This is a genomic window from Bdellovibrio sp. BIS2 (genome assembly GCF_055398295.1).
Genome location: NZ_AP035879.1, coordinates 2340295 through 2366216 on the forward strand (window position 1 = coordinate 2340295; position 25922 = coordinate 2366216).

Here is a 25922-nt window from a genome sequence, read left to right on the forward strand (position 1 = left end):
TAGTTTGTTCATGCATTTTAGAAAGACCCCAGCAAGTGGGGTCTATTACTTAATTTACGCAAGTCTATTCAATGTCGATAGCTTCGAAATCAATCGTCAAGCCAACGCCGGGCCCTTGATAGTCCCACTTGATACCTTCAGCCAGCAGGATGGAACGCGTGGCAGGCTCGTAAACCCAACCTTCCGTCACACTGTTTGGAATCAGTTGCGTTCCGTACTTCACCACGATGGTTTTTTCATTCGGAGTACGACTGAGTTTCACTGAACCTGCCGTGCGACGAACGATATCACGGGCAAATTCCGCCAGCTTCACACCAAAATCCGGAGCACAAAGACTTAGAACATTAGTCTGAGCTTTATCACCATTAACCACAGACCCCAAGAACTCCTCAAGCTTGCCATCTAGCGACTCGCTGGAAGGACAGATATCCTCCTCTGCCAGTTTGTTGATAACACCATAGGCAAGAACCTTGTTAGGATCGCCTTTTTTGGTGTTCAGGAACTGCTGGAAGTCCTTCGGCGACAGTGTCGATTGCTCTTTCGCATCCGTGATGAAAATCACAGCAAGGAAGGCATCCTGACGATAGAAGCCGGCATTCACCCCCACATCCAAAGGCGGACTTAACGCCGCCACCACCGGAGAAAACATCATCTCACTGACGTCCCCGTCCAAACCCACCATCATCTTACTGGACAAGATACTAACCAGATTCGGAGTCGAGTTTTGCACAAATGACGGAGTCCCGACAAGTTTCCCGCAGGCATCTGGCTTGTTCGAATACCGGCAAGCCATATCTGTCGTCAAAACACCGATGTGATAATCCAGGATGGACACCTTGGAAATACCATCAGCAAAAGCCGCCGCATTTCGACTCAAATTGCTTTGGGCATCGTCCATACTGGCCGAGTTATCAATCACGAACAGAATATCCACCTTCGGATTGAAGATGGCGAAGTCCGCTGGTTTTTCAGAGACTTCCTCTTTGTTGATTTTAGCCTTGGGGATCAGTTTTGTGGATTCGTTTCCACAACCGGAAACCATTGCAAAAGCCATCAGCAGGCTCAAAGCCTTGATCGAAGACTTCATCCTTACTCCTTCACGCTGTCTTTAGCACAGCCTTTTTTCACATCGACTTTGAAGTTGGACAATTCGTCGAACCAGATTTCTTTGTCATTAGAGAAGCTCATCGCATATTTGCCAGAAGCACCGGTGGAACCTTTTTTGGTTTCAACTGCTCCGGCGTGTTTGATGAACTTGCTGGCGGAATCCACCTGCTGAATCATCTCAACTTCCACGATGCGCAGACGCTGCATCACTTGTTTGGAATCTTCCAGCTCGGCCTTTGCCAGCTCTTGGACTCGCTGGTAACCAGCACCTTGGGTCATGTCTGCACGGGTTTTCACCTGATTTTTCAAGGTTTCAAACTGGCCTTGCAGATTTCCGAAGGTCAAAGAACGCGCATACAGCTTTTCAGCAAGATCCGCTTCCTGATTCATGTACTGATGTCTTTTCACCAAAAGGTTCAAAACCTCGTCGCGAGAAGCCACTGCCGGCAAAAGATGAGCATCTTTACCCAGCTTCGCCGTGCCGACCGGGCCTTGGGCCAACGCCTTCATCAGGTTTGCCACAGCCGGTTGGTGAGGATCTGCACTCAGTTTTTCAAGGGCAATCAGGTGCTCGCCGAACTGGCCTTTGATGGATTTCATGGTCGTCAGAACGCCGGAATAATCACACACTTTCAAACTGGTGAAAGAATTCAACAGATAAGACTCAATACCCACCCAGCCTTTGAAGTGCGGGTAAGTCAAAGTCTTGGTGATCGCCATCGCGTTTTGTGGCTCGCCTTTTCTCATGTAAGCCCAGGCCATTTCTTCCTGAGCCTGGAACCAATAATCAGATTTCTTGGAGATCTTTTCGTAATACTTCAATGAAGCATCCAGGAATCCGTTCTGATAAAGCAAACGTCCCGCCGTCAGGGTCATCAGATCCTTGTCGATCGGGTTGTTTTTCGCTTTCATCAAGTGCGCCAAAACCTGAGCGGCCTTGGAGGCATCCCCTTTGATACCCAGATTCAGAACCAGCTGCCATTGCAGAATGTTTCTTTCTTTGGAATCAACCGGAGTCTTCTTGATCAGCTCCGTCAAAGCCGCGATGTCTTCAGTGACATAGCTTTTTTGCAGAACCACGGCCATTTCCGCAGCCTGACCAAAAACTTGAGTCCAATAAGGATTCCAAGTCACCTGAGCCATGCCCCAGACCGGATCCTTGTCGTTCAGGTTTTCCTTCCACAGACTGATCACAGTGGCGTCAATCTTTTCAGGATTGGAAATCGCCAGCAGGTTTTCAACGCCCGTCAGCTTCAGACCGTTTTTATAGTTCAGGAAAGCTTCCAGAGCTTTCCCGGTTTCAGTCATCTGGAAAGCGGACTGATTGAAAGCCTGGCTCCACTGGAACAGAGCTTTTTCATAGTTCTTTTCCACCAGGAACTGGAAGAAGATGTTTTGCTCGGCTGAAGACGGGTTCACCGCTTTTTTCAGCTTGGCCACTTCTTCGCTTTCCACGAATTGAGCTTGGGCAGTGCTTGTTTTGCCTTCCAGGATGCTCATCAGGTCGTCTTCTGCAAGAGCGACGCCGTTCACACCCACCAGCAAAGAAGCCACTGTCAGGGATTTAATCAACATCATAGCATCCAACCCATTTGCACAGAGGCAACGTTTGTCATCATGTTTTCTGTTTTGTCGTAGTATTCCGCTTTGTACTGCTGAGCGCGGTACTCAATACGAGTTGTCAGGTTGTTGCTTAGCCAGAAGCCAAAACCCACACCCAAAGTCGCCGCTGGAGAAGTCCCCGTGGAAAGCTCCATCTGGCCGTAACCCGCAGTCAGGTAGGTGTCGAAGTGAGCCACGCCCAATTTGCCGAAGCTGAGTTTCCCCACAACCGGATACCAGTTCACCAGACCCAGAGTCTCAGACTTTGGATAAACAACCTGAGGGAACAGGTATTGGGGATCTTTTGGATTGGCTGCCGCCGCCTGATCGGCCTTGGAAACCATGGCTTTTCCTTCCGGAGTCAACGTGTTGAAGGAATAGTTGTACTTCACACCCACACTCCAGCTTGGATTGATGTGGTAGTGAGCATTCAAACCCACGTTGTTGGTTTTGTTGTAGGAATCCCCGCCGAAAACGCCGGAAAATTCTGGCGCCAGCTCCACACGCTTGGTGCGGTTGATGAAGCGGTTTTGCACCACTTCATTTTCAACTTCCGGATTCAGGGCTTTGGCTTTCATGTACAATGCCTCGTTGCCACCAAAAGAATCCACTTCCTGCTCGACCTGAGCATAGGAAACAGAAGACAAAAGAAGAGCAAAGATAATGCTTACTGATTTCATGGGTTCGCCGCCTTTACATTGATACGAAGTGTGTGAGTGTTGCTTGCGGTCTGGATAGAACGCGGAGAAACGCTTTCCACCTTGATAGTCACAGTCAAAGTTTTTGCCGCTGTAGTCGCATCCGTTTTAATCAAACCAGCGCAATCCAACTGAGAGCTGCTGCCATAGGCTTTTTTGCAGGTCAAGGAACTGCCAGGCAATGCTGTTGCCACATCATCGATGGAAACCAGACGGATGTTGGCAAAGTTAGCCGGATCATAGATCGAGAACGCCACTTGAACGGATTCACCCGCAGTGATGTTCGGGACGTTTTCCATCGTCATTTTTGTCGGACGCAAACGCGGTTCAACCGTCACTTCGCGCTTGTAGAAGTCCGAAACCACACCGTGCTTGGAAACCGCAACCAGACCGAAGCAGTAAGTACCATAAGCCAGGGTGTCGGCGTTATTCAGATTCACCACCACTGTGCCGGTGTACTTGCCCGTGGAGCCGGCCACGTCCTTGATATTTTTCACCTCAACAAAGTGAGAAATGGAATCAGAGGAATAGCTGGCTGCACAGTCACGCACCTGAACAGACACGTTTTCTTTGGCATAAGCATCGATATCTTCCAAAGTCACCGTCATCTCGTAGGATTTACCTGCGATCAAAACACCGGAGCTGCCTTCAATCGTGTTCACGATCGGTTTTGTGTAAGTGTTCTCAATGAAGAAACGAACTTCATGATTTCTTACGGACACGGTCGGATGAGTCGGAGTGGAGTCCGTCGCCAGAACCACTTTCAGGCTCATCGCCAGGTTTGGCAGGCTGCCAAGCAGGGCTTTTGACGGAGTCCAGAAGAACTCACCGGTGCTTTCATCAAATTTTGCCCCTGGGAAGTCCGCCAGATTCAGAACAATCATTTTAAAGGTCACGCCCGGAATCATCACGCGGCCGCCGACTTTGAACTGAACTTCAGATCCGACACGAGCGTTCACACGCTCTGGCGCATCCACCAAAAGGCCATCCTGCGGGATTGGCTTTTCCGGAACCGGTTTGTTTGTATCCGGCAGGTGTCCGTTACGAACCTGATCGGAAGCATTTGCCAATGGATCCTGCTGCATTTCGCAAGCAGTAAGGAACAAAACGCTGGTCAATAGTGCCAACAATACTTTCATTTTTTACCCCTGACCTTGTCTGCGCAAAACGAACGGATAAGTTACTTTTACATCCACGCCCCCTTGAGGCAGTGGGAACTTCCAGGTTTTCAAACGCATGGTAATACAATCTTCAACACCCTTGTTCGCCATGGAAGAGCTTTCCACAGACGCGGACTTCACCAAACCGTTGCCGCCGATGGTAAAGCCCATCGCCACACGACCACTCAAACTTGGAGTCCCCTGCAAGGCCTGCTCGTAACAGAAACGAACCTGACCCAGATTGCGACGAATGACTTCATCAATCGCAGAACGATCCAGACCTTGAGCCACTTCAGCTTCGGCACCCAATGGAACCGGAGCACCGCCCGCAGAACCCACCAGGGACAAGCTGCCGTAACCCGCCTGACCGCCGCCTTTACCTTTGGTGCCGTAACCGCCACCACCGGCAATATTAGCTCCAGGGCCCAACGGAGCCGATGTGATGCCTTTGCCGTACAAAGACGTCTGCACACCACCGCTGCCGCCCGTGCCACCCAAGCCGACGCCGGCTGTGGTGTTCACGGCACCCAGATTCAAACCACCGCGCTGCTTGCCAGAACGCAGACTGCCCAGGGCAGACAATGCTCCGGAACGCTTCACCAGTTCCGCACGTTTTACCGGCATCTTGGTTGCGGTTGGATCCGCCATCATATTCGTGGTCGGAGCCACCGTGCGCTTGTGCTGTTCTTTGGCCTGAACGATCTTCACGACTTCCTGTTTTAGCTGTTCAGTCACCTTCGCGTTCTCTTTTGGAGCCAGCTTGAAGATGGATAGAAGCAACAACAAGATGGCAATAGCCATCATCACGGATGCTTTCAGATCTTTCTTGTCATCAGTACGAACCAGCAGGTCTGCCGGAACGGCTTTGACTTCCTTTACCAGGCGCATAGAGCCGAACTTGCCCAGTTGGACTTTTTTGTCTTTCATTTCGTCAAAATCAAGATCCGCAATAACTGAGAATTTGATTTTGTTTTTATCCAGAGCCGCCGTGTTCGTCACAACTTCCAGGCGTTTGGTGTCAAAGCGCTGGATCACCTGCGCTTTTTTCTCCGTCACCGGAATCTGGCGGGTCACATTGCCCAAATTGTCTTCAATAACCAGTCTTAAACTCATGGATTTTTCACCTCACCAAGGGTCGCAGATTGTTTCATGCGATCCTTGAAGTCTGCTCTGACGCCGATAAGGCTGTTCAGAACCTTGTCTTCTTCCACCGTGGTCACGGCCTCATCAGAGAAGTGATACTGACCGCTGACCAAAAGGTCTTCGAAGTTCACGTCCTGATTCTTTTTTGCCGGAGCTGTTTTTTCAGGAGCCGCCTGGACGGAGCCTGCCATCACAAGCATCATCAATACGTACTTCATCATTGCTGCTTCTCCTTCACTTCGGTGTCTTTCTTAGCCAGTGTCGCCAAACGGCCTTCCAGGTATTCCACCATGGATTTGCGCTGGGCTTTTTTCTCCAGAACCAGAGCCTCTTCGATGGCGCTGGCCATGAATGGATTCTGTTTCAGGTGGGTGCGGGCTTTTTCAAGCTCGACCAGAGTTGGTTTGGTTTGCGCGGACTCTTCCGCCTTGATTTGCGCTACCGCCGCAGTCCAGGTGGCTTTTTGAGCCTCTGGAGCAATCGCCGCCACCGCCTCGACTTCCTGGGAAGTGTACTGGGCCCACTCGTTGTTCTGAGTGGCAAAGGCTTTGTAAGATTCCAGAGCGCCGGTTTGTGCCCAGAATTCTTTGACTTTGGTTTCAGCCATCATCGCCGTGTTCTGATTCGGAGCCACTTGCTGGGACAGAATCGTCAGGTATTCATTTTCCTGTTCCGGAGTCAGACCCGCAGGCATTGGCAAAGACAAAGCTTCATTATAGAAGCGCGTGTTTTCCTTCGCCACCAGATCCAAAGCCAGCAACTGGGAAGACCAGTCCCCGGTGTTGATTGCCCGGTTTGCCAGAGCTTCCGCTTTTTCAAGCAGCTTCACACGGGCTTTCAGCCCCTGAGCGATGGTGTTCTGGTTTTTGGTGTCGATCGTGTGAGACGCCAAAGGCGCGCTCAGCGCTTTCAAGTCTGCCAGGAAGACGATCTTTTCGATCATCACAAACGCATCTTGTTTGGATGCGCCTTTTTCCTTCAGAGCCAGATCCAAAGCTTTGCGATCTTTGGTGCGTCCGTAAACTTCCAAAGCGGCACGGGCATAAAGACCATTGTTGCTTTTAAAGTACATTTTGTAAGTCTCAAGATCCTTCACCGGATTTTTCGACAAACGGATCAACTGAGACGCGATCAAAGGCTTTTTGCTGTCGTCTTTGGATTGCTTCAGATACTGAGCGTAGTACTGCTGGGGATCTTTTTCCGCCAGCTCAGAATACATCGCAAGCTTCAGGACCTTGTCATCCGCAGACAAACCGGCAAAATTCATTTGCTCTGCTGTTTTCAAAGCCGTCGCAAAATCCAGTTCCAGTTCTGCGAACCAGACTTTACGGCCCAGGGCGAATTCACGCTCTTCGGCAGTCAAAGTCTTTTCACGCAACAGATCCTCGATGGCCACGCGGGCTTCGGTGATCTTGTTCAGCTTTTCGCTCAGAAGAATCTTGTTCTTCAAATATACTTTACGGTCTTCAGCACTTGCCGAAACAGCATGGAAAGAACCCAATGCAGCCAAGGCTTGCTCAGGCTGGCTTTCAGCCAGTTTCGCCGACTGAGTCAGGATGGACTTTTGCTGGATCTGCTGGAAGTCCGCTTTTTTATCAGCAAACTTGCCCGCGTATTCTGCGGACCACGCCATGATGCGCGCGTCGTCTTTCAGCAATGCCAAAGCATCCAGTGAAAGTTCCGCGGCTTGCGTGCGAATCGCAGCACTGCCTTGCGTGTTCAAAGCCAGTTGTTTCAACTGGTCCGCCGCAACGGCATAGTCGCCTTTTTGATAGATTGCATAAGTTTTCTGATATTGAACGTCGAAGGACTTTTGTTTCAGAACCGAGTTCTGAAGATAGTCATCCTGAGCCGCAACCAACAGACTTGCATCTTTGGATTTTTCAGCATTTTCAATACCCAAAAGCAGGTTCTTCTCAAGTTTTTCAGCTTGGGATTTTTTTGCTGCCGCATCTTTTTCAACATTGTGTTTAGCCAGGATTACCTTGTTCGCCAAAGCAGTCCACTGGGAGGCTAAAGCATAATTACCCGCCGTCGCCGCCGCCTGAGCACCCCACACATACATGTCTTCATCTTCAGCAAACACCTGGAAATATTCCTGGTACGCTGTCAGAAGCTCTGCACTTGGTTTGCTGTTTTCCAGACGGTTCCAGCCCACGATGAACTGACGAAGGCCTTTTGCAGATTCTTCGCAGGTTGCAGTCGTACAATCCGTGGCACCCCAAAGACCCAAAGCAGTCTGATAGGATTTTGCCGCAGCTTGAGTGTTTTTAAGATCAAAGTTCAACTGCGCCATACGCACCTGGGCTTCCAGACGCATTTTTGGATCGCTTTGTTTTTGATAGACATAGTCCCAGGTTTTCAAAGCCTGATCTTTTTGTCCCAGACGCAAGCCTTCGCGGGCCAGCATCGTCACCTGTTGCAGTTTGAACTGTTCCGGAGAAAGGCTGTACAGAGTTTCTGCATCGCCATCCTTGATTCCGCGCGCGGCCATGAAGGTCGCCATATCGCGGGAAACCTCTTCCAGGAACTGCACATCCGCCACACCACGGGACGCCGCCATGCGGGACTGCAATTTCAGATTCTTCAGAATAACCTGAAGCTGGGCGATAGAGGCATCCATATTCCCCTGACGGAAAGAGCACCAAGCGCGACGGTAAGCCGCCAACCCCTGAGAGCTCGCCCCTTCAGTTGCCAGAACCTTGTCGTACAGACCTGCGGCTTTCGCAAAGTCAGACTGACGGAAAGCCATTTCCGCCAAAGACAGATTGGCTTCAGCCATCTCGATGGGCGTGGTCATGCCACCGTTGGCAAGCATGGCCTGATAGCTTTTTTCCGCAAGGTCATTACGGCCTTGAAGCTCGTAAAGATGTCCCATTTGCAAGTGAACCTTCGCCACAGACGTGGGAGGAACTTTGCTGAGAGCTTCAGTATAATAAGTCAGTGCTTTATCACGGTCTTTTGCACCCGCAGTGCAAACCGTGCAGCCGTCAGCCAGTTCTTTCATGGAAAGCTGGCGACTGCGTTCAGCGTGAAGATCCGCCAGTCGCAAAAGCACAGCGGCTCGGGCCGGATCTGCCGGAGCCAAGCCCAGTTGTACCTGAGTCAGTTTTTGGATCAGAAGGTCTTGAGTCGACCCTGAGGCCATGGCGTGAGGGGCCGTAGCCACCCCAACTGTCATGGAGAAAATTAAAAGTCCTTTTTTCATTGTCGAGACCCCCTCTGTCTCTAAACTACTTTGGCAGATTTTACTTCATAACGACGGCAAACTTGATATCGCTGTAGCCCGCCTGATTCATCCCCAGAATGATCTGGTTCAGGAAGTCGTACTTCACACGACGATCCGCCTGGATGGTCGCGGTTCCCGGGAACTCCGTATTCGGATGCAGCTCCTGGTACTTTTTGCGAAGCTCAAGCAGCTCGGCCGTGATCGTGTTGGCATTCACCAGTTTATCTTCGACGAAGATTTTGCCGTCTTCGACTTTGATAACCGGATTTCTTTCCAGTACGTCTGCCATGTGTGCTTTGGGAAGTTCCTGTCCCTTGCCGATCATCAGAATGTCGCCTGTGCTGGAGAAATTCATCAAAAGGAAGATCACAAGAATAGAGAAAGCATCAATCAATGCGGTCAACAATAGATCCGCAGCGATCTGCCTTTTCATTTTGGCGCCGCGCGGAGTGATCGTGGATTGCCCCTCGATCATCCCGGTCAGCACTGAATGTTTTAAAATTCCATCAGTAACCACAAAACCCCCACTATAATGGAGAAACGCCAAGATCTGTCATGCCGGTTTTCTTAAGCTTGTCCATCACGTCGATGATTTCCTCGTACGCGGTGGAAGCTGTCGGCTGAATCAGTCCTGTGTTCAAAGATGGCTCGACCTGTTTCAGATTGGTCAAAGCCTTTTCCAACCCTGCCCAGTTCACCTGTTTGCCCTCGTGAGCAACGCGAAACTTGCGCAAAGATGCCGGCACCAGAGAGCTTTGCTGCACCTCCAGATCCAGATCTCCGGTAGCGGTCATGCGAATCCAGACCAGAGGACTTTTTTTCGTGTCCTCCTGAGCCTGTCCGCCAACCGCTTGTTTCACGTTCATCGATCCGACGTTCAACCACACAGCGGTGATCAAAAGGAAACAGATCGATACCGACAGCAAGTCGATGAACGGAATAAGGTTGACCTCAAAATCCAGATGCTTCTTGGAGTGTTTCATTGAACCCCCTTAAAAATTAAGCATCCAGCTCAGCAGCGCGCTCGGATTTGGAAGTTTTGATGTTGTAGGAAGTCATTGGCTCGTAAGAGTAGCTCAACCAGTTGTAAACTTTCAGACCCGCTTGGTTCAGGTCTTCAGCCAGACGGTTGGCACGGTTCTGAAGGATTGCGTAAGCAACCAGAGCCGGGATCGCAGTGATCAAACCGTAAGCGGTCGCATTCATCGCCTCAGAGATACCAGCAGAAAGCAAAGAAGCTTTTTCCGCCGGATTCGCAAACGCCACGGCCGCGAAAGAGCTGATCATACCAGAGATCGTACCCAACAAACCAGTCAGGGTCGCCACGTTCCCGAACATAGTCAGGAAGCCCGTGCGGTGATCCAAAGCTGCATTTTCCTGGATAAGAACTTCGTCCATTTTACCTTGGATTTCTTCTTTACCGCCCAGGTTGCGAGCCGCAGTTGCACCCGCTGCAATTGCGCGAGCCACTGGATTTGTCGCCATAGCCGCTTGGGACTTGGAGATCACGGCATCCATTTCACCGCGACGGATGGACTCTTCAAAGCCCATTGCAAAGTCAAATTGAGTGATTTTGCGACGAACGAACAAAGCGTAAGCTCTTTCGATCATGATTGCGATAGATGCGACTTGAATAAGCAAGATTGGCCACATCCAGAAACCACCGTGTTCGAATGCTACAGCCATTTTTGTCAGAAACTCCATTGTTACCCCCTCATTAATGTAACATTTCAATTACAGACCATGGTCCAGCAAATCGTAAAGGGACAAATGCAAGATGACACAACACAATATTATTTTTAGGTCAGGGAATAGTTGGCGAAACGAACGATTCCTCCTCCAAGAAAATCGCGATTCCTATAACTGTACAAACAAGTTTCTCGAATGAAAAACTGCTTTTGTGCAGTTTCTGACTTCACCCGTCTCCACCCCGGCTCTCCTCACCACACATGGCGGAACAAAATTATTTTTCTGTTGATGCATATTATAGATATAGATCAATGACACACCGTTTCGATGCAAAGCCTCAAGCATTGACCCTTTGCAGGTGCCGGCAGAAGTTTTAACGAAAGGGAGCCCACTCATGAGCCAGCAACGCATTCAAGCCACTGCCACCAGCGACCATGTCGAATACGGCACTGCGGATATTCGCTCTTATTCCCCGCGTGAGGTTTTAATCAAGTCTTTGCAAAAGCTGGGGATGTTCTGGGGGCTGGCGGTTTTCAGCATCTTGCTTCCCGTGGTGCACTTTGTCCTGACACCCTTGTTTTTTATTTTGGGAATTTTTCTGGCGGTGCGGGCGCGCAAGTTCCGCCACGAGATCTTGTCAGGCTCGATCCACTGCCCTCACTGCAAGGCGCCGGTGACAATTGGCAAAGCCGCCTTCTTCGAAGAGCACACAGAGATCTGTCAAAGCTGTGCCTCTGTTGTGCGAATTTCACTGGCCCCTTAAAAGGCGACGGTTTTCGTCACCGCTTTTATAAAATTTAACCTTGCCGAACTTTCACGGGCTCTCAAAATCTGTTTTTGCTAGATTAGGCCCTTATGGCAAAACTTCTGATCGCCCTTATCGTCAGTCTTTCTTCTGTTGCGCAGGCGGCAGACCCACTGTGCTATCAAAAAGAACGAAACCCGAACACCCGTCAGGCCTTCACCAGCGCTGACGAATACGACGCCTTCCGCGCCGACTGGGCTGAGCAAAACCCGGGAGCTGGAAATCCGTTTTCTTTGATCAAGGCCTACAACGTTTACAAGAGCGAAAAAACCAAGGCCGAAAAGATGGGCACCGACAAGCTGGCTCATTGTTACATCGGCTGCCGCATTTCTCAGGAAACCAGCTATCACACGGCGGACTATGTTGGCTGGCTGAAAGAAGACCGGGACATCACCGATTGCAATTACAAAACGCGCTTCGATGAAGACGACTATAAAGCCACTGCTCGCGGCGCACAGTTTGGCGAATCGGCCCGAGACGCGGCCGCCTGCGAAAGCTCTTGCAAACAGGTCTATAAATAAACTGTCTCAATTCTGAAATTAAGAATTTCATTCGAAATCCCTCCTTGCAGCCCTCTATTGGGGATTGTGAGCCCTTGTTGGCTTTTTTACCTGGCTGTGACAATTGAGGGCACACTGTCCAAGGCCTTTCTATTAAGTCTTATATCTTTGAAATGGTAACGCCAAACCCGCGCACGGAACTTGAAATGATGTGGGTAGGAATATGGGGTTGGCATGAAAAGAACTGCATTATCAACACTTTGTCTCATTCTGATACTGACGGCGCAAAGCTATGCGCAAAGTCAGATCAGCGCAGCTATGCCTGAGACAAAAGAAAGCAGCCGCTTTGATGCCGAGTGGAGACTGCGCCTTGCAGGCTCTGACGTGCACGATGAACGCAGCCAATCCAAAGTCGTTGATATCCGTACTGATATTAAAGCCAAATACCTTCTCAGCCGTTCCCTGCAGTTGGACATCCAGCCTTCTTTGCGCCTGCAATCAGGTCAAACCCAGAGCGTGGATGGCGCCGACAGAGCTGAAAATAAAATCATTCTGAACCAGGCGGCAGCTCACTATCTGCCATTCTCTTTCTTGCGCCTGTCTGCAGGTGCTTTGAATCAGCGCCACATGCATACAAATCTATTGGTGGATGGCATTGCCTTCCCGGCAGCTCGTCTGGAAGCCCTGATGAAAGCGGGCCTGACAAAGACCAGTCTTTCTGTGGAATCCGCAATCCCGACTTCAACTTCTTTGAGCACGAACACCAAAGAGCTTGAAAAGACTCCGTCCTTGAACACGGCAGCCCTTAAATTCCAAGTACAGGCCGCCCAGAATCTTTTCTGGAAGTCCTCTGTTGGCTACTTTATGTATAACAACCTGCCATCTGCGGTGGCTCAGCAGTCCAATCTGCTGGGAAATGAAGTGGAAAAGCTTTCTGAGGCCCAGTACGCATTCATGTACAAATACGAAGGCATCGAGGCGGCAACTGAATTTGAATTCCCGGTTTTTGCTCTGTTTGATTTCAGAGCTGGTGGCGAGTACCTGCAAAACACCAAAGCTCCATCCGACCAGAACACCGCAACCCGTTACTTTGCCGCGGGTGAGTTCCACTTCGGCAAAAACACGGACCTGGTCATTGAAGGCAGTTATTTCTCCATCGCTCCGGAAGCAGCGGTGGCTTACTTTAACGCTGGTGGTTTTGAAACCAACCGCGTGGGTTATTCCGCTGAAAGCTACCTGTCCTTTAAAAAGGAAGGTTTCAATATCGGCGTGAAATACACGGATTCAGAAGTGATGTTTAATCGCGATCCCCAATCCCGCGAAAAGACTTTGATGATCAAGCTGGAGACTTTCTATGCAAACATCTAAACTGACAATCCTTAAAGCCATCTTAAGTCTTTACGCATTGTCACTGGCAGGATGTAATCTTCCTTCTCCGCAGGACAAAGAAAGCACGGGCACGGGTGCCGCGACTTTCACCGCGCAACCTATGGCTGATAAATCCAAAGCTTTGGAAGTCAGCGTTCAGGGCGACTTCGCCCTGCCATCTTCCAAAGTTTTCAATCTTCAGGCATGTATCAAAGACGTCGCTTATGACAAGGTCGTGGCGGGTCATGACTTCCTAGTGGAAGAAACCCAGCAGAAAGTTACAACCGACAAAGCCGGCTGCCTGACTTGGGCAGAGCGTGTGAGCTTTAACTTCCTGGCAGAATCCCAATACATCCGCATCGAAAGAACCATCAAAGGCACCGGCGTGCACCGTGGTTCTCAAAAAGTGGCTTATGCGATCAACCCATGGTCTCATGGCGAAACTTTGACTCCGGTTTTGAATCCGGATGATGGCAACAGTATTCCTCGCCTGGTGGACAATCAGGAACAAGGCAAACTGGCTTTGAAAGGCCTTTCTGCTGACAACACTCAAGCAACACGCCCTTTGTGGGTGGAAGACGGTCGTCTGTTCGTAACAGAACAGAAAATGACTACGGACGGCGTGACCCTGCTGGTTGAAATGCGCCCAAATCCATCCATTCAGCTTACAAAAATGAACGGCGAAATGTTCCTGCGCGCCCTGACGGCAGGTTCGTTCAAAGCACGCATGAAGCTGATCCATATCTATCAGCACGACAACAAGGAAATCCGCCGCCAGATGTCTGAGACTCCGGTAATGGACGTCAAAATGGAAAACGGTTCATTGGCGATCAAATCCCCAATGCACCTTCCGGCTTTGCCAACTCGCGGTCAGATCATGCTGGGTCTGGAGCTTTCTCCAGTCAACGGTCCTGCGGGCCTGACGGCATTTGATGGCGTTTACTTCCTGGGTGAATACGATCAGATCAAAGGGTCTTCCTTCCTGAAACTGAACACAATTGTGGCTCAGACCAAAGGCTTCAAGATCGAAAACTATGTGAATGCTCAGATGCAGGAAGTGGCACAAGTCACTCCGGCTGGCAAAATGAACGAAGACACTTACCAGAAACCTAAAATTGAAGTATCCCAGTTGGAATTCCGCTTTATCCGCGTGGGCTCTGAAACAACGTCCACTCGCGAAGTGTTCTATAACATCAAGGCCTGCGTAAGAAATGGCCTGGATCAGAAGAACACGCGCGCTCACACATTCAAAGTCACTAAGTTCCGCCAAAACGAAGCGGAGACGTCTTCTTCTGTGTCCTTGAAGACGGACAACAACTCATGCCTGAGCTGGGATGAAAGCATTTCATTTAAATACTTCGATTGTCAGCGCTATTTGAAAGGTTATGTTCAGATCGAAAACGAAGACCTGGGCATGAAGGAAAAACTGGAAATCATCGTGAACCCATGGGAATCCTGGGGTCAGGTGGCTCGTGACATGCGTTATGTGGATCCAACTGAAAAGCTGATCCTGAGCTGTGAAAAAGAAAGTCGTCCACGCACGCAAATCCTGCTGGACAGCTTCAGCTACAACACTTTGTCCTACAACTACAACGTGGATGCACAACTGAACCTGACTGTGACCAAGAAAATCCAGTTCAAGATGGACCCTCGCCTTTTGATCTATTCAAGCTTGGCCAACGGCCGCGCGGAAGCTCAAAAACTGCGTGATGGCGTTTACTTGATGAAACTGGCCATCGTGCAAAACCGCGACTATGACCAGAAGAACACTTATGTTACATCTGCAGACCGCTTCGTGAACGTCATGAACGGCCTGATCAACACGGACGTGACTTTCCAGACGCAGGATCTGAAAGCCCTGGGTAACCGCAACAACATTCTGGTGGAACTGCACCCAGTGGATGAATCCAAAGTTGTGGTTGAAAAAGGCGAAGTGCGCCTGAAAGACGCCTCCCAGCACGTGGACTCTGCGATTGATGCTGGTTCTGTGTTGGAAAATCCAACTTTCATTGGTCCGATCACTCTGAATATCGATGAAACGACCCGTCCGCTTCGCATTATGGACCCGGCAGCGATCAGCACTTACCTGCTGAAAGGTAAAGGCGAAAACAACACTTCTGAAAAGAACGTGGTGGCTCGTATCGTGGCCGAAGGTCTGAAAGTGAAAGCCGAGATCGCAAGCAACATCAAGAACCGATCTCAGGCGGCGCAGTTTGCCAAAGAAAACAATCTGGATCTGCTGGCTTTGCCAAACCTTGAAAAAGAGCAGCCACTGGTAAAAGCTTTGGTAGGTTCAACGAACCTGGCGGACCGCCTGATTGTGACGAAGTCTGATTTGTATTCCTTGGTTTCCACAGGCAAGTTGTCCAACGAAGCGGCACAAAGAATGTGTGCTTTCTGGGCCAGTGATTACATGAGAAAAATGTACGCTGCTAAAGGCGGCGCGATCATGCCTAATATTGCTCCGGCATTCGGCATGGATTGCTTCCACGCAGTTAAAAAAGACGCTTCCAAGTTCTTCATGGTTGAAAAACAGATGCTGATCAAAGAAGTCGGCAACACTCAATACCTGAAGGGTCTGAATCAGGGTCTGACTGTGGGGACAAGCTTCTCTTTGAGCGCTTCTCACTCTAAATCCGTGACTTCTTCCACAAGTGTGTCTGCTAAGATTGGTTTGTCCAAGAAGTTCATGGATCTTTTGTCTGTCAGCGCGGACCTGGGTTACACGATGTCCTGGGCCACTACAGACGCGAAAGCTTCCAGCAACTCGATTTCTGTGAATGGTTCCACTTCCATGACGGTTCAACAAAGCCAGATGAAGATTCGCGTGAACAAGTACGAACAGTGCGCAATCGTGCGTCTGAACCCGACTTTGTTCATCAAGGACACGAAATCCTGGTTTGGTCGCAAGGACTATCTGATGGTGCTGAACTCACAACTGACGGATGCTGAAAAAGCAGCGGCAGTCACTCGTGGTATCATGGTGTGTGATGGTGTGACTCACACTGAGCCAATGGACATCACTGAGAACTACTACCTGATCGCTCAGGAAACCAGCAGCTCTCAGATGCAGGACAGTGGCGATTCCCGCAACCGCAACTTCTTTATCGCGCTGAGATCCACGCAAGACTTCAACCGCTTCGTGATCGCAATGCGCGGTAACGCTGGTATGCCTCAGGGTGCGGAAAAAGACGAAGATCCTCAGGTTCAGGCGACCAAGATGATGGAGCAGTTGTTCCAGATGCCCGCACCGAGCTATCCGGGCATGTACCTGGTGAAATAGTCTCAAATCGGGAATTCCTGAAGCGCTGCTTTGCGGTCCTTGGGAATTCCCTTATCCTGAAATCATGAAAATACTTTTGTTCGCTGGTATGTTTTTGTCGGCAGTGCCTGCTATGGCTTCTCAGGAGCTGTCGCGCTTGATTGCCTGCCACGAGGCTTTGGATGGCAAATCCGACGCCCGCACCTTTAAGCTGGAAGTCACCTCCCCCACTCCTTTTACGCTGATTTCCGGAAAAAAGATCTATTTCATCACCAGTGATTCTGTCAGTGTTCTGGATCACAAATACGCCGATCAAAGCATGACCGTGAAACTGGAAGAAAAAGGCCAGCCCTTCTATCGCACGATCAACTTCCAAAAGGACGGCACCATTGGTAACGTGTCTTTTGAAGACACCACCAAGGAGGCCAAAGCTCAGGCTGTCACCCCCAAAGCCCAACTGGATCCGGATTCCATCGCCCTTATTAAAAAAGAACTCTTACGCCAAATGAACAGTGTCACCGGTGAATACCAGAACAAATACGATCCAGAAGACACCCTGCACGCTCTGAACATCTGCCGCCAGGTCGAATCCAAAGAGCTAGAAGTGAGCATCGACAAACAAAGTGCCTTTTACGAAAAACTGCTGCACCGAAAAGCGTCTTACAAATACCAAAAAGGCAAAGCCGGCCACAAATAAAAAACCCGCGAAGATCGCGGGTTTTTTATTTTCGGAATTTTCAAATTACAAACTCAATTTCATTTCCTGCGCCGTCTTGCCGCTTTCATCCACCAGTTTCAGGTGAACTGTTTTGGCTTTCCAGTCCCACTCTAGCAGGCCGAAATTAAAGGCCTCTAAGGCGCTACCCACATAGTGGAAGTCTTTTTCACGCGGGCTGGTTTCACCGTTCATCGGGCCCACGGTCAGATCATACAGCGGCCCATAACCTTCCAGCAGATCCACTTTACCAACAGAGCCAAAGCCACGGTTGCCGCTGACAATCACCACTTTCCTGGCATTGGTGGCGCGCAAGGTATCAAAGAACTTCTGACGATCCAGCGGGAACAAGCCCCAGCGCTCCTGGCCACCGGTGTTGGCTGCCATCTGCAACGGGGACACGATCACACGGTATTCGGCTTCTTTGCGAAGTTCGTTTTCAAGCCAGCTCCACTGCCCGGTTCCCAACAAAGAATCTGAGCGGTTCCAATTTTTCTTAAACACCCCGTCCACACCGGTGTCCAGCCATGGTGTCGCATAGAAACGTGTGTCCAGCATGATGATTTGCACACGCTGCCCCGGCGCCCCCAGAATGACCGAGTGTTCGACCCCCTTGGCGGTTTTAGGCTGCAGTTTCGGGATGTAATTCCAATAATTCAGGAAAGCTTCGCGACTTTCGTATTTGCCTTCAAAGCCCGAGTCCCCGTGACGAAGACCGAAATCCAGCCCATCCCACACCGCCATGAAAGGCGCTTTGCCGCGCAGTTGACGATAACCTTCGATTTGATCCAGTTTTTTGTATTGCGCGCCCAATGGTTTTTCATCGTAGCGAACCGCGCTGACACTGTTCCCGGTAAAGACCACCACGTCCGGATTTTTCGCAGAAACCTGCTGCCACAGGTTTTGCTCCTGATCCTGATGGGCGCAGCAAACAAAGGCCACACGCTGAACTTTTTTGACTGATTTCAGATCTTTTTGCGGAATTTCAGACTGATAGTTGTTTTCCGCCTGCATGCGCATCATTTTTAAGGTCAAAGACTCGGGCGCCTGGCTTTTTTCCGCACAAGACGTTGCAAGAATAGTGGTCAAAGCCAACAAGGACACACGGGCCGAAAACGAAGTCACAGTCATGAGGCAGATCCTTCCTGATGTTCATTCAATGAAATCATGAGATTTTATTGTATATAATCATCAGGATCTGTCACTGAGAACTCGAAAACACCAGACCTACTTCTGGAGATAAGCCTCTTTCAAAAACTCGATACTGCGAACACCGAACCACGAATAGGACTCCCCGTTGACAATAGCTCCATCAATATCCAGCGCCTTCAAATCGCCGATCTTTTTTTGGAACGGGAACGGTTCAGACGAAAACAAATAGAAAGCGTTCTTGAAATCTTCCAGCTCTACCACCGGATACTTTTCGCCCTCGGGGAATGCGGCCACCCTGGCTCCCAGCTTTTCCAGCACCGAGCCGATATAGGTCTCACGACTGACACTCATCCAGGGCTTTTTCCAGATCAGATAAAGAACTTCGTCATAGCTTTTTCCCGGCGGGCGCACCCACTCCAGAAAGCCCGGGATTTTTTGCAGATCCCATTTTAGCGGCGCAGCCTCGACCAGATCCAAAGCTTCAACAGACATTTCCATCAACTGTGGATTTTCAAAATGCTCGCCAAGCCGAGCCAGCTCTTTTTGCAAAGAAGCCAGCGAATGCACATGGGTCGCCAGATAGGGCACCGGGCATTCTTCAGCCATTTCCAGAGGGTTTTCTTCCTGATCCAGCAGCACCAGATCAGGCTTCAGATCCACCACCAGATCCCAGGACACATCCTTGGTGCCCCCGACGATCGGGATATTGGTGATCTGTTTCGGCGGATGAATGCAAAAACGCGTGCGTCCAACAACCTGAACGCCGGCTTTTAAAAGTGTCTCGGTCCATGACGGAACCATACTAACAACTCGCACAATATTCCTCCGAAAGCCCATTCTAAACGTCCCCCAGCGCCCAAAGCAATAAAAACGGCCCCGGCCTTGAGCACTCTGCGCTGTATTTTGAACTGCCGCTAGTCAAAACTTGACCCCGCTGCCAGAGAGGACAAGTATGTTTTTTTCAATTTTGAGTGAGGTATTTATGACGCAACTTTTCCCTCTGACCGAGAAGCCATCCTTGAGCCCGTACAAAAAAGGCGATGTCCTGGTGTTGTTCGGTGAGCTTTTCACTCGTGGCTATGCCAACGGTTTGGTTGAAGAGGCTGAGCGCCGTGGAATGACGATTGTCCGTGCCACTGTGGGCCGCCGCGAAAAAGACGGTTCTTTGCGCGCTTTGAATGCAGAAGAAACTGCCAACATCCCTCGCCCATTCATCAACGTGCCGATGGAGGCCGGTTTTGACATGGAGCCAGACTCCAAGGGCGTGACTCCTTGCCAGCAGTTGGAAGGCGTTAAAATGAGCGAATGGGACAAGGTCCACTTGGACTGGGCGTCCATTGATGAATCCCAGAAAAACGGGACCGCTCGCTTCAGAAAAAACACCGAACTTTTCCTGAAAGAACTGGAACAATACATCCCGGCGGGTGCCAATGTTCTGTTTGCGCACTTGATGGCCGGCGGCGTTCCGCGCACAAAAGTGATCATGCCAGTTTTGAACCGCGTTGCCAAAGGCACCGGGGACCGCCACATTTCCTCTCAGGCCTTGATGGACTCTGAGATCGGCAAACTGTGCCTGCGTAACTTCCAGGATGTGACAGCAGAAACGTTCAAGCATTTGGTGGAACTTTCCACCCCACTGCGCAAAAAACTGGAAGCCTCAGGCAGCCACGTTTCTTACACTGCTTACGGATACCATGGCACCGAAGTCCTGATCCGTGGCCAGTACAAATGGCAGACTTACACGTGCTACTTCCAGGGCTGGGCAAAAATGGCATTGGAAAAACACGCTGAAGACTTTGCGCAACAAGGTGTTCACTGCTGCGTTTACAACTGCCCAGAGATTCTAACGAACTCAAGCTCCATCTTCCAAGGGGTTGAAGTATCACTTTACCCTTTGCTCGCAGCTATTCAGAAAGACGCTGGTGACAAGAAACACGCGGAGCAGGTTCTGAACGAGTGCAAGGCCCTTCTGAAAGATGACGTAACACTTGAACAAATCATCAAAACCACTGACGACTACTTGACCAATGATCTGACTTTGGAGTTCACCAAGTTCGACAAATGGCCTCAGCATTCCCGCCAGGATCAGATGGAGTTCATGCTGAAAAACTCGGACGCTTTGTTTGAAATGCACAAAGATCCGAAGAATCTACTGACGGCCGTTTTGTCTGAAGTGGTGTTTAAATCCTGTGGTTACGTGATGCTTCATGACTCTTGGAAGCCGAAAGCTCCGGTGGCATGGATTGGTCACGACCTCGTAGCCCGCTGCATGTAATTGTATGTCAGTTCAAGCCGGAGAGAGTTGGAGTTACAACAAGTACAAGTTCCATGGAATGTCGCTGTCGGGAATCCGCACGGCGATTTCCATGCCCGAACTCTCTTTGAGCTTTGATGTCGCACAAGGTTATCCGTTCCTGATAAACTTAAAGCAATTCTTTATCAGTCACGGCCATCTGGATCACGCGGCAGGGATTCCCTATATCATCTCGCAGAAAGCGATGAATTCAATGCCGCCCGGAAAGTTCTATATGCCGGGCACGCTGGTGGAACCTTTGGATAAAATCATGAAGCTCTGGGAGCAGATTGAAAACCATCAGTACAAGTACGAATTCATCCCCATTAAAGCCGATGACGAAATCCCCCTGAATCCCCAAGCCTTCATCAAGGTCTTCCCGACCACTCACCGAATCGAGTCCTACGGCTACACCCTGTTTGAGGTTCACAAGAAACTGAAGAAAGAATACCTGGGCCTGAAACAGGACGAAATCGTGGACCTGCGCCGTCAGGGTCTTGAAGTCAACGAAACCACCAACATCCCGGTGGTCAGCTTTACCGGCGACACCCAGATCGAGTTTTTGGATTCCCGCCCCTGGGTTCGCCAAAGCAAGATCCTGATTATGGAGTCCACTTATCTGGACGACAAGAAATCCGTTGAACACGCCAGAACCTGGGGTCACACCCATATTGACGAAATCATCCCCCGCCTCAAGGACATTGAGAGCGAGAAGATCGTTATCATTCATGCTTCCAGCAGATATTCAGACAAAGAGGCTTTGCGCCTGCTTCAAGAAAAAATCCCGGCAGAATACCGGGATCGTGTCGAACTGTTTCCAGGCCGTTAATTAGAACAAATCACCCAAATCAAGCCACAGCTTGCGGGTTTTCATCTTCTTGCTGCGGAAGTGCTCCACCCACTCAGAAGACGTGCGTTTTTGCCAGTTGCTGGCCAAATTTGCAGAGAAAATCAACGGACTGTAACCCTGACCCACGATATCGCGTGGCGCACGCAAAGCCGTCAGCATTTCCGGGCCATAGAACCCAATCACCGGGAACAGACGGTCTCTTTCGCCCAGCTCGCCGATGATCAATGCACCATGAACCTGCCCCAGGACAGTACGGCTCAACGGACTTGAAACCTCCGCGGGCCCCGGCCCACCTGCGGCCCCCACAATAACAAGGCCGGAGTCGGCTTTCTTGTTCAGGATTTCCACCAGCTCTTTATTGGCTTCATTGGCTCTCATGTTGAAATCAAAGAAAACAAAAGCCGCGTTGTCCGGAAGGGACTCCACACGCTCTTGCAGGGAAGCCATGTCCACTTCGCCTTCTTTGGTATATGGAGTGTAATTCAGGATCTCGCAGGATTTGCAGGATTTAACGAAATCAGCAAAAACAGGCTTCACTTTCAGTTCAAAGTCTTCTGCTTTGTTCTGACCGAAATAGATCACCGTCGTTTTTGAGGACGGCACCGCAGCCTGAGCCCATGTTGCCCCGCAGGAGGCAAGGATCAGAAGACTTCCCGTCAGGAATTTTTTAAGACTTTTGATGTCCAGAGATATGTTGCTTAATGCCATAAAGTGAGTGTGCCCTCCCCCTTGCTTTGCTGTCGACTTTTTTAATAAATTAATGAACAATTGCGACATATGGAGTCATGGAGCCAAGTTCAAATTTTTCACTCAGGTGACGACTTTTTTTCAAGTCTCTCCCAAGATATAAGACAGGCTCGTCGCAGCGTCACCATTGAATCGTACATCTTTGCTGAAGATAAGCTTACCAAGACGATTTTGCAGGAATTGACAAACGCGCGGGAGCGCGGCTGCACCGTCAAAATCGTTGTCGACGGTTTTGGCTCCTACTCCTCAATCCCTTATCTGGACCGCTTTTGCACGGACAACGGACTGGAACTGCGGGTCTTTCACCCCCTGCCGTATCCGCTGATTTGGGCACATCAGTTTGTTTTGAAATACTCCTGGCGCGGGTCTTTGTTGTTTAAACGCCTGAATCGCCGCACTCACCGCAAGATCGCCATCATCGATGAAAAACGCGCCTATCTGGGCAGCATGAACTTCACTCAGGAACATTGCATAAGCTATGTCGGTGACAAAGCCTGGCGTGACACCGGCGTATGGGTCGAAGGTGAACCCGTCAAGCGCCTGGTGCTGGCGTTTCAGATCTCTTACCTGCGCACATTCATGAAGGGCCTTTTGACGTGGGTCGGCCGCTGGCGCATGAACGAAGACGTCGCCCATAGTGTGCTTCGCCTGAACACCACCCAGCGCACGCGAAAAAAACTTTATCGCGATCTGCTTCGCCGAATCAGCCACGCAGAAAACCGCATTTACCTGACCACAGCCTATTTCCTGCCACGACGATCCCTGCTGCGGGCCTTGCTGAAAGCCGCTCAACGCGGCGTCGACGTGCAACTGCTGATCCCCGGAAAGTCCGACGTTCCGATGGTGAAATGGGCGGCTTTTTATATTGTCCGCCTTTTAATCCAGCGCCAGATCCCGATATTTGAGTATCAAAAGTCCATTCTGCACGCCAAGACGATGATCATCGACAACGAGGCCTTTGTGGGCTCTTTCAACCTGAATCATCGCAGTATTCTGCATGATCTGGAGGTCGAAGTGATTTTGCAGGATCCGCCCCTGGTGCAAAACATGCTGGAGCAATGGAACAAGGATATTGCAAACTCCCGACCTGCCTCAGAAAAGGATTTTGCGACCCCATCATGGCTGACCCGAATCCTGTATAAAATCGCCTTCCGATTGCGTTATATGCTCTAGTTTTTTGTTTTGACCTGAGGACCGTTTATTAGGGACCATAGAGGTATGAATTCATACGTCAAAGTCGCGATCACCGGAGGCCCGTCAGGGGGAAAAACCACACTTATCGAAGCTCTGAAAAAAGAGCTGGGCCAGCGCTGTGCCATCGTGCCGGAAGCGGCCAGTATTTTGTATCGCGGAGGTTTCCCACGCTACAAAGATCCGCAGACTGTGGTGCATGCACAAAAAGCGATCTATGCGACTCAGTTTGAACTGGAGGCGATGATTTCTTACGTCAGTCAAAAAAGTCTGATCGTTTGTGACCGAGGTTCTTTGGACAGTGCTGCTTACTGGCCGACATCTTTGGGCAGTGATTTCTTCACCAGCATGAACACAACCAAAGAAAAAGAACTGGCCCGCTATGACTGGGTCATTCATCTGGATACCGCCGCAGCTGATGACTATGACAGTTCCAATCCCATCCGAACTGAAACCTATCAGGAGGCCTGGGACCTGAATGACCGTATTAAAAATGCCTGGGACGGACATCCCCGCCGTGTGGTGATCACTCACAACGCCGACTTCCTTTCCAAGATGACAACATCCCTGGCAGTGATCAAAGCTATCATGGCCCATAAAAGCGCTGAAGAAATCAAGAAGGAGCTACTGTAATGAAATCCGCCCTGCTTGCATTGTTAAGTCTTTCGATCGCCCTGCCTGTGGCGGCACAAACCCGCACAAGCCGCCTGAAGCCCATGTACTTTCAGGCCGACAAAAACAATCTGCAGGTTCTGCCTCAGCGCTTTGAATACACCTTGATGGATGAAAACCGTCTGAAAGTCGGCGACATCCTGATTGACACCACCGAAGTCACTTTCCAGGTGGAACCATCCCCGTCTAAAAAAGGCTCCTACCGTATTCGCTTCTCTTGGCCGGCGGGACTGATCAAAGATGGCGAGCTGGCAGTGAAAAACAATTCCGGTAAAGCCATCTTCAACGCTGTTCTGGACAAGAACAACGTCAAAGTCACCACCGACACCCTGCCTGCCGAAGAAGGGGACCTTCGTTCGGAAAAAGCGGAATTCGTGGTGGAAGAAATCGAAAACAGCCTTGTCGACGACATGAAATATTTGCCGTTCATGACATTCTGTATTTACCGTGAAAGTGAAGAGACTCGGTTGTATCTTTGCTCGAACGAACTTTACCTCAGTTCCCAGCAAGGTCAGATGGCGGTGAAAGCCCGCACCAGCACCAAGAAGGCCTCACAGATTGAGATCAACGGCAAGGTGGTCGGAAATCAAGGGATCATCTATCTGAACGACCGCAGTGAAAACGTGGCATTTAAAGCGGCCACCCGCTCTGGCGCCTTCCTGGAAATTGAAACCCGTAAAAAAGACGTCGACTTCAAAGACGTGGTTGTGTCTGATGACGGTGAAAATCTGATTCTGACAGCTTCCGGTGCTGAGCCTGTGGACGCCAAGAAAGTGAAAAAACTTTCTGCGACAGACTGGCAGATCTCTTTGCCGAAGTCCCGTCCGGTGCTTTACTTAAAAGGTGATGGCGACATCCCGATGCGCCAGGAATTCTATATCCGTGGTCAGCTGCCGCGCGAAAAGAACCGCCCTTATCTTTCCAACCGCTCGGCCGTGCGCACTTATTCTTCATCTTTAAGCTTTGCGGGTGTGGCACCAGAGGGTGTCACGGTGAAAGTACTTGATACCGACAAGGCCGCAAGACTGGAAGGCACCAAGAAAAACCAATTCGCATGGACCATTGATGACATCCCGGCCGGCGTAGAAAACCGTCGTTATCTGGCGGTCACAGCGGACAGCCACACGTTTGTTGCCGGCAACGACGTCTTCCGCGGGCAGCCGTTTGGACTGGGCCTGGGGGCGCGCTATCAGACTCCGTCAGGCATTGCATTTGGGACTATTGAGTTCCAGTGGTGGATTGAAAACTTCCTGTGGATGAACTCAGACTGGACCCGATTCCACTGGGGATTGTCGATTGAACGCCAGCAGCACCTGACCGAAAACGATGATACCGCCAAGGTCGATCTGACCACGGTAGAACTGATGTGGCGCGCTCACGAAGGCTTTAACCTTGTGGATGCCACTTGGGGTCTTACAGTACCACTGCAAATGGTGGCCGGCGAAAGTTCCAGTGCCACAGCTTACGGGCTGGGGGCTTATATCATCAAAAAACCAGGCCGCTGGTTGCGCCCGTTCATGGATTGGTCGGAATACAAGCTGCAGTACTATGCAGGTTCTTCTGGAAGCGATTTCAAAGTGAAGTCGGCGTATAACCTGAAAGCACAAGCATACTTGCAGTTCTCTAATCAATGGTACTGGCGCTATGGCGTTGATTTGTCGGATTATAAGTTCGACCCATCCGCAACCAAAGAAGACATGCAAATCGGCCTGTCCACCAGCCTTTACTGGAAGTTTTAA

The 25922-nt window shown here is 50.3% G+C and carries 23 protein-coding genes; 10 read left to right on the forward strand and 13 right to left on the reverse strand.

The window, feature by feature from the left end; all coding sequences use genetic code 11:
- Positions 1-64 precede the first annotated feature (64 nt).
- The 10 genes from ACZ520_RS11295 to ACZ520_RS11340 all read right to left on the reverse strand — a co-directional run bounded on the left by ACZ520_RS11295 (position 65) and on the right by ACZ520_RS11340 (position 10643).
- Complete coding sequence (locus ACZ520_RS11295) at positions 65-1087, reverse strand: VWA domain-containing protein (RefSeq protein WP_464125567.1); 1023 nt, start codon at positions 1085-1087, stop codon at positions 65-67.
- Positions 1088-1089: 2 nt separating this feature from the next.
- Positions 1090-2685 carry a tetratricopeptide repeat protein gene (locus ACZ520_RS11300; protein ID WP_464125569.1) on the reverse strand — a complete coding sequence of 532 codons (1596 nt, stop codon included), beginning with the start codon at positions 2683-2685 and terminating at the stop codon, positions 1090-1092.
- Positions 2682-3389 carry an outer membrane beta-barrel domain-containing protein gene (locus ACZ520_RS11305; RefSeq protein WP_088564943.1) on the reverse strand — a complete coding sequence of 236 codons (708 nt, stop codon included), beginning with the start codon at positions 3387-3389 and terminating at the stop codon, positions 2682-2684. Before ACZ520_RS11305 ends, ACZ520_RS11300 begins: the two co-directional genes overlap by 4 nt.
- Positions 3386-4546 carry a hypothetical protein gene (locus ACZ520_RS11310; protein ID WP_088564942.1) on the reverse strand — a complete coding sequence of 387 codons (1161 nt, stop codon included), beginning with the start codon at positions 4544-4546 and terminating at the stop codon, positions 3386-3388. Before ACZ520_RS11310 ends, ACZ520_RS11305 begins: the two co-directional genes overlap by 4 nt.
- A 3-nt stretch (positions 4547-4549) precedes the next feature.
- Positions 4550-5680 carry an AgmX/PglI C-terminal domain-containing protein gene (locus tag ACZ520_RS11315; RefSeq protein WP_015091448.1) on the reverse strand — a complete coding sequence of 377 codons (1131 nt, stop codon included), beginning with the start codon at positions 5678-5680 and terminating at the stop codon, positions 4550-4552.
- Positions 5677-5931, reverse strand: coding sequence for a hypothetical protein (locus ACZ520_RS11320; RefSeq protein ID WP_088564940.1), 255 nt, complete (start codon positions 5929-5931; stop codon positions 5677-5679). The genes ACZ520_RS11315 and ACZ520_RS11320 overlap by 4 nt, the downstream gene beginning before the upstream one ends.
- On the reverse strand, positions 5928-8891 hold the full coding sequence (locus tag ACZ520_RS11325) for a tetratricopeptide repeat protein (protein WP_464125573.1): 2964 nt from the start codon (positions 8889-8891) through the stop codon (positions 5928-5930). The genes ACZ520_RS11320 and ACZ520_RS11325 overlap by 4 nt, the downstream gene beginning before the upstream one ends.
- A 67-nt stretch (positions 8892-8958) precedes the next feature.
- Positions 8959-9456: an ExbD/TolR family protein gene (locus ACZ520_RS11330; RefSeq protein ID WP_226988172.1), complete on the reverse strand. Its 498-nt coding sequence runs from the start codon at positions 9454-9456 to the stop codon at positions 8959-8961.
- Between the two features lie 10 nt (positions 9457-9466).
- On the reverse strand, positions 9467-9922 hold the full coding sequence (locus ACZ520_RS11335) for an ExbD/TolR family protein (protein ID WP_011164797.1): 456 nt from the start codon (positions 9920-9922) through the stop codon (positions 9467-9469).
- Positions 9923-9938: 16 nt separating this feature from the next.
- Positions 9939-10643 carry a MotA/TolQ/ExbB proton channel family protein gene (locus ACZ520_RS11340; protein ID WP_038449640.1) on the reverse strand — a complete coding sequence of 235 codons (705 nt, stop codon included), beginning with the start codon at positions 10641-10643 and terminating at the stop codon, positions 9939-9941.
- 379 nt (positions 10644-11022) lie between these two features.
- On the opposite strand from ACZ520_RS11340, the gene ACZ520_RS11345 reads away from it, so the two are divergent.
- The 5 genes from ACZ520_RS11345 to ACZ520_RS11365 all read left to right on the forward strand — a co-directional run bounded on the left by ACZ520_RS11345 (position 11023) and on the right by ACZ520_RS11365 (position 17260).
- Complete coding sequence (locus tag ACZ520_RS11345; RefSeq protein ID WP_464125577.1) at positions 11023-11391, forward strand: hypothetical protein; 369 nt, start codon at positions 11023-11025, stop codon at positions 11389-11391.
- A 92-nt stretch (positions 11392-11483) separates the two neighbouring features.
- A complete protein-coding gene (locus tag ACZ520_RS11350; protein ID WP_464125579.1) occupies positions 11484-11954 on the forward strand; it encodes a hypothetical protein in 471 nt (156 codons plus the stop codon).
- A gap of 213 nt (positions 11955-12167) precedes the next feature.
- On the forward strand, positions 12168-13301 hold the full coding sequence (locus ACZ520_RS11355) for a hypothetical protein (protein ID WP_416480446.1): 1134 nt from the start codon (positions 12168-12170) through the stop codon (positions 13299-13301).
- Positions 13288-16584, forward strand: a complete 3297-nt coding sequence (locus ACZ520_RS11360; RefSeq protein WP_464125582.1) for a hypothetical protein — start codon at positions 13288-13290, stop codon at positions 16582-16584. Before ACZ520_RS11355 ends, ACZ520_RS11360 begins: the two co-directional genes overlap by 14 nt.
- 64 nt (positions 16585-16648) lie before the next feature.
- Positions 16649-17260, forward strand: coding sequence for a hypothetical protein (locus ACZ520_RS11365; protein WP_374030529.1), 612 nt, complete (start codon positions 16649-16651; stop codon positions 17258-17260).
- A 45-nt stretch (positions 17261-17305) separates the two neighbouring features.
- Here ACZ520_RS11365 and ACZ520_RS11370 read toward each other — a convergent pair whose 3' ends face one another.
- A complete protein-coding gene (locus tag ACZ520_RS11370) occupies positions 17306-18409 on the reverse strand; it encodes an alkaline phosphatase D family protein (RefSeq protein ID WP_464125585.1) in 1104 nt (367 codons plus the stop codon).
- A 96-nt stretch (positions 18410-18505) separates the two neighbouring features.
- Complete coding sequence (locus tag ACZ520_RS11375; protein WP_374027320.1) at positions 18506-19246, reverse strand: helical backbone metal receptor; 741 nt, start codon at positions 19244-19246, stop codon at positions 18506-18508.
- 166 nt (positions 19247-19412) lie between these two features.
- Between ACZ520_RS11375 and ACZ520_RS11380 the strand changes: the two genes are divergently transcribed.
- Positions 19413-20705: an enoyl ACP reductase FabMG family protein gene (locus tag ACZ520_RS11380; protein ID WP_374030531.1), complete on the forward strand. Its 1293-nt coding sequence runs from the start codon at positions 19413-19415 to the stop codon at positions 20703-20705.
- Between the two features lie 4 nt (positions 20706-20709).
- A complete protein-coding gene (locus ACZ520_RS11385; protein ID WP_464125589.1) occupies positions 20710-21552 on the forward strand; it encodes an MBL fold metallo-hydrolase in 843 nt (280 codons plus the stop codon).
- On the opposite strand, the gene ACZ520_RS11390 is transcribed toward ACZ520_RS11385, so the two are convergent.
- On the reverse strand, positions 21553-22281 hold the full coding sequence (locus ACZ520_RS11390) for a hypothetical protein (RefSeq protein ID WP_088564929.1): 729 nt from the start codon (positions 22279-22281) through the stop codon (positions 21553-21555).
- 69 nt (positions 22282-22350) lie between these two features.
- On the opposite strand from ACZ520_RS11390, the gene ACZ520_RS11395 reads away from it, so the two are divergent.
- From ACZ520_RS11395 to ACZ520_RS11405, 3 genes are read left to right on the forward strand one after another with little or no spacing between them, the layout of a single operon-like run.
- Positions 22351-23493: a phospholipase D-like domain-containing protein gene (locus tag ACZ520_RS11395; protein ID WP_374030534.1), complete on the forward strand. Its 1143-nt coding sequence runs from the start codon at positions 22351-22353 to the stop codon at positions 23491-23493.
- 45 nt (positions 23494-23538) lie between these two features.
- Entirely contained in the window at positions 23539-24144 is a 606-nt protein-coding gene (locus ACZ520_RS11400) for an ATP/GTP-binding protein (protein WP_011164811.1), read from the forward strand.
- A complete protein-coding gene (locus tag ACZ520_RS11405; protein WP_464125593.1) occupies positions 24144-25922 on the forward strand; it encodes a hypothetical protein in 1779 nt (592 codons plus the stop codon). The genes ACZ520_RS11400 and ACZ520_RS11405 overlap by 1 nt, the downstream gene beginning before the upstream one ends.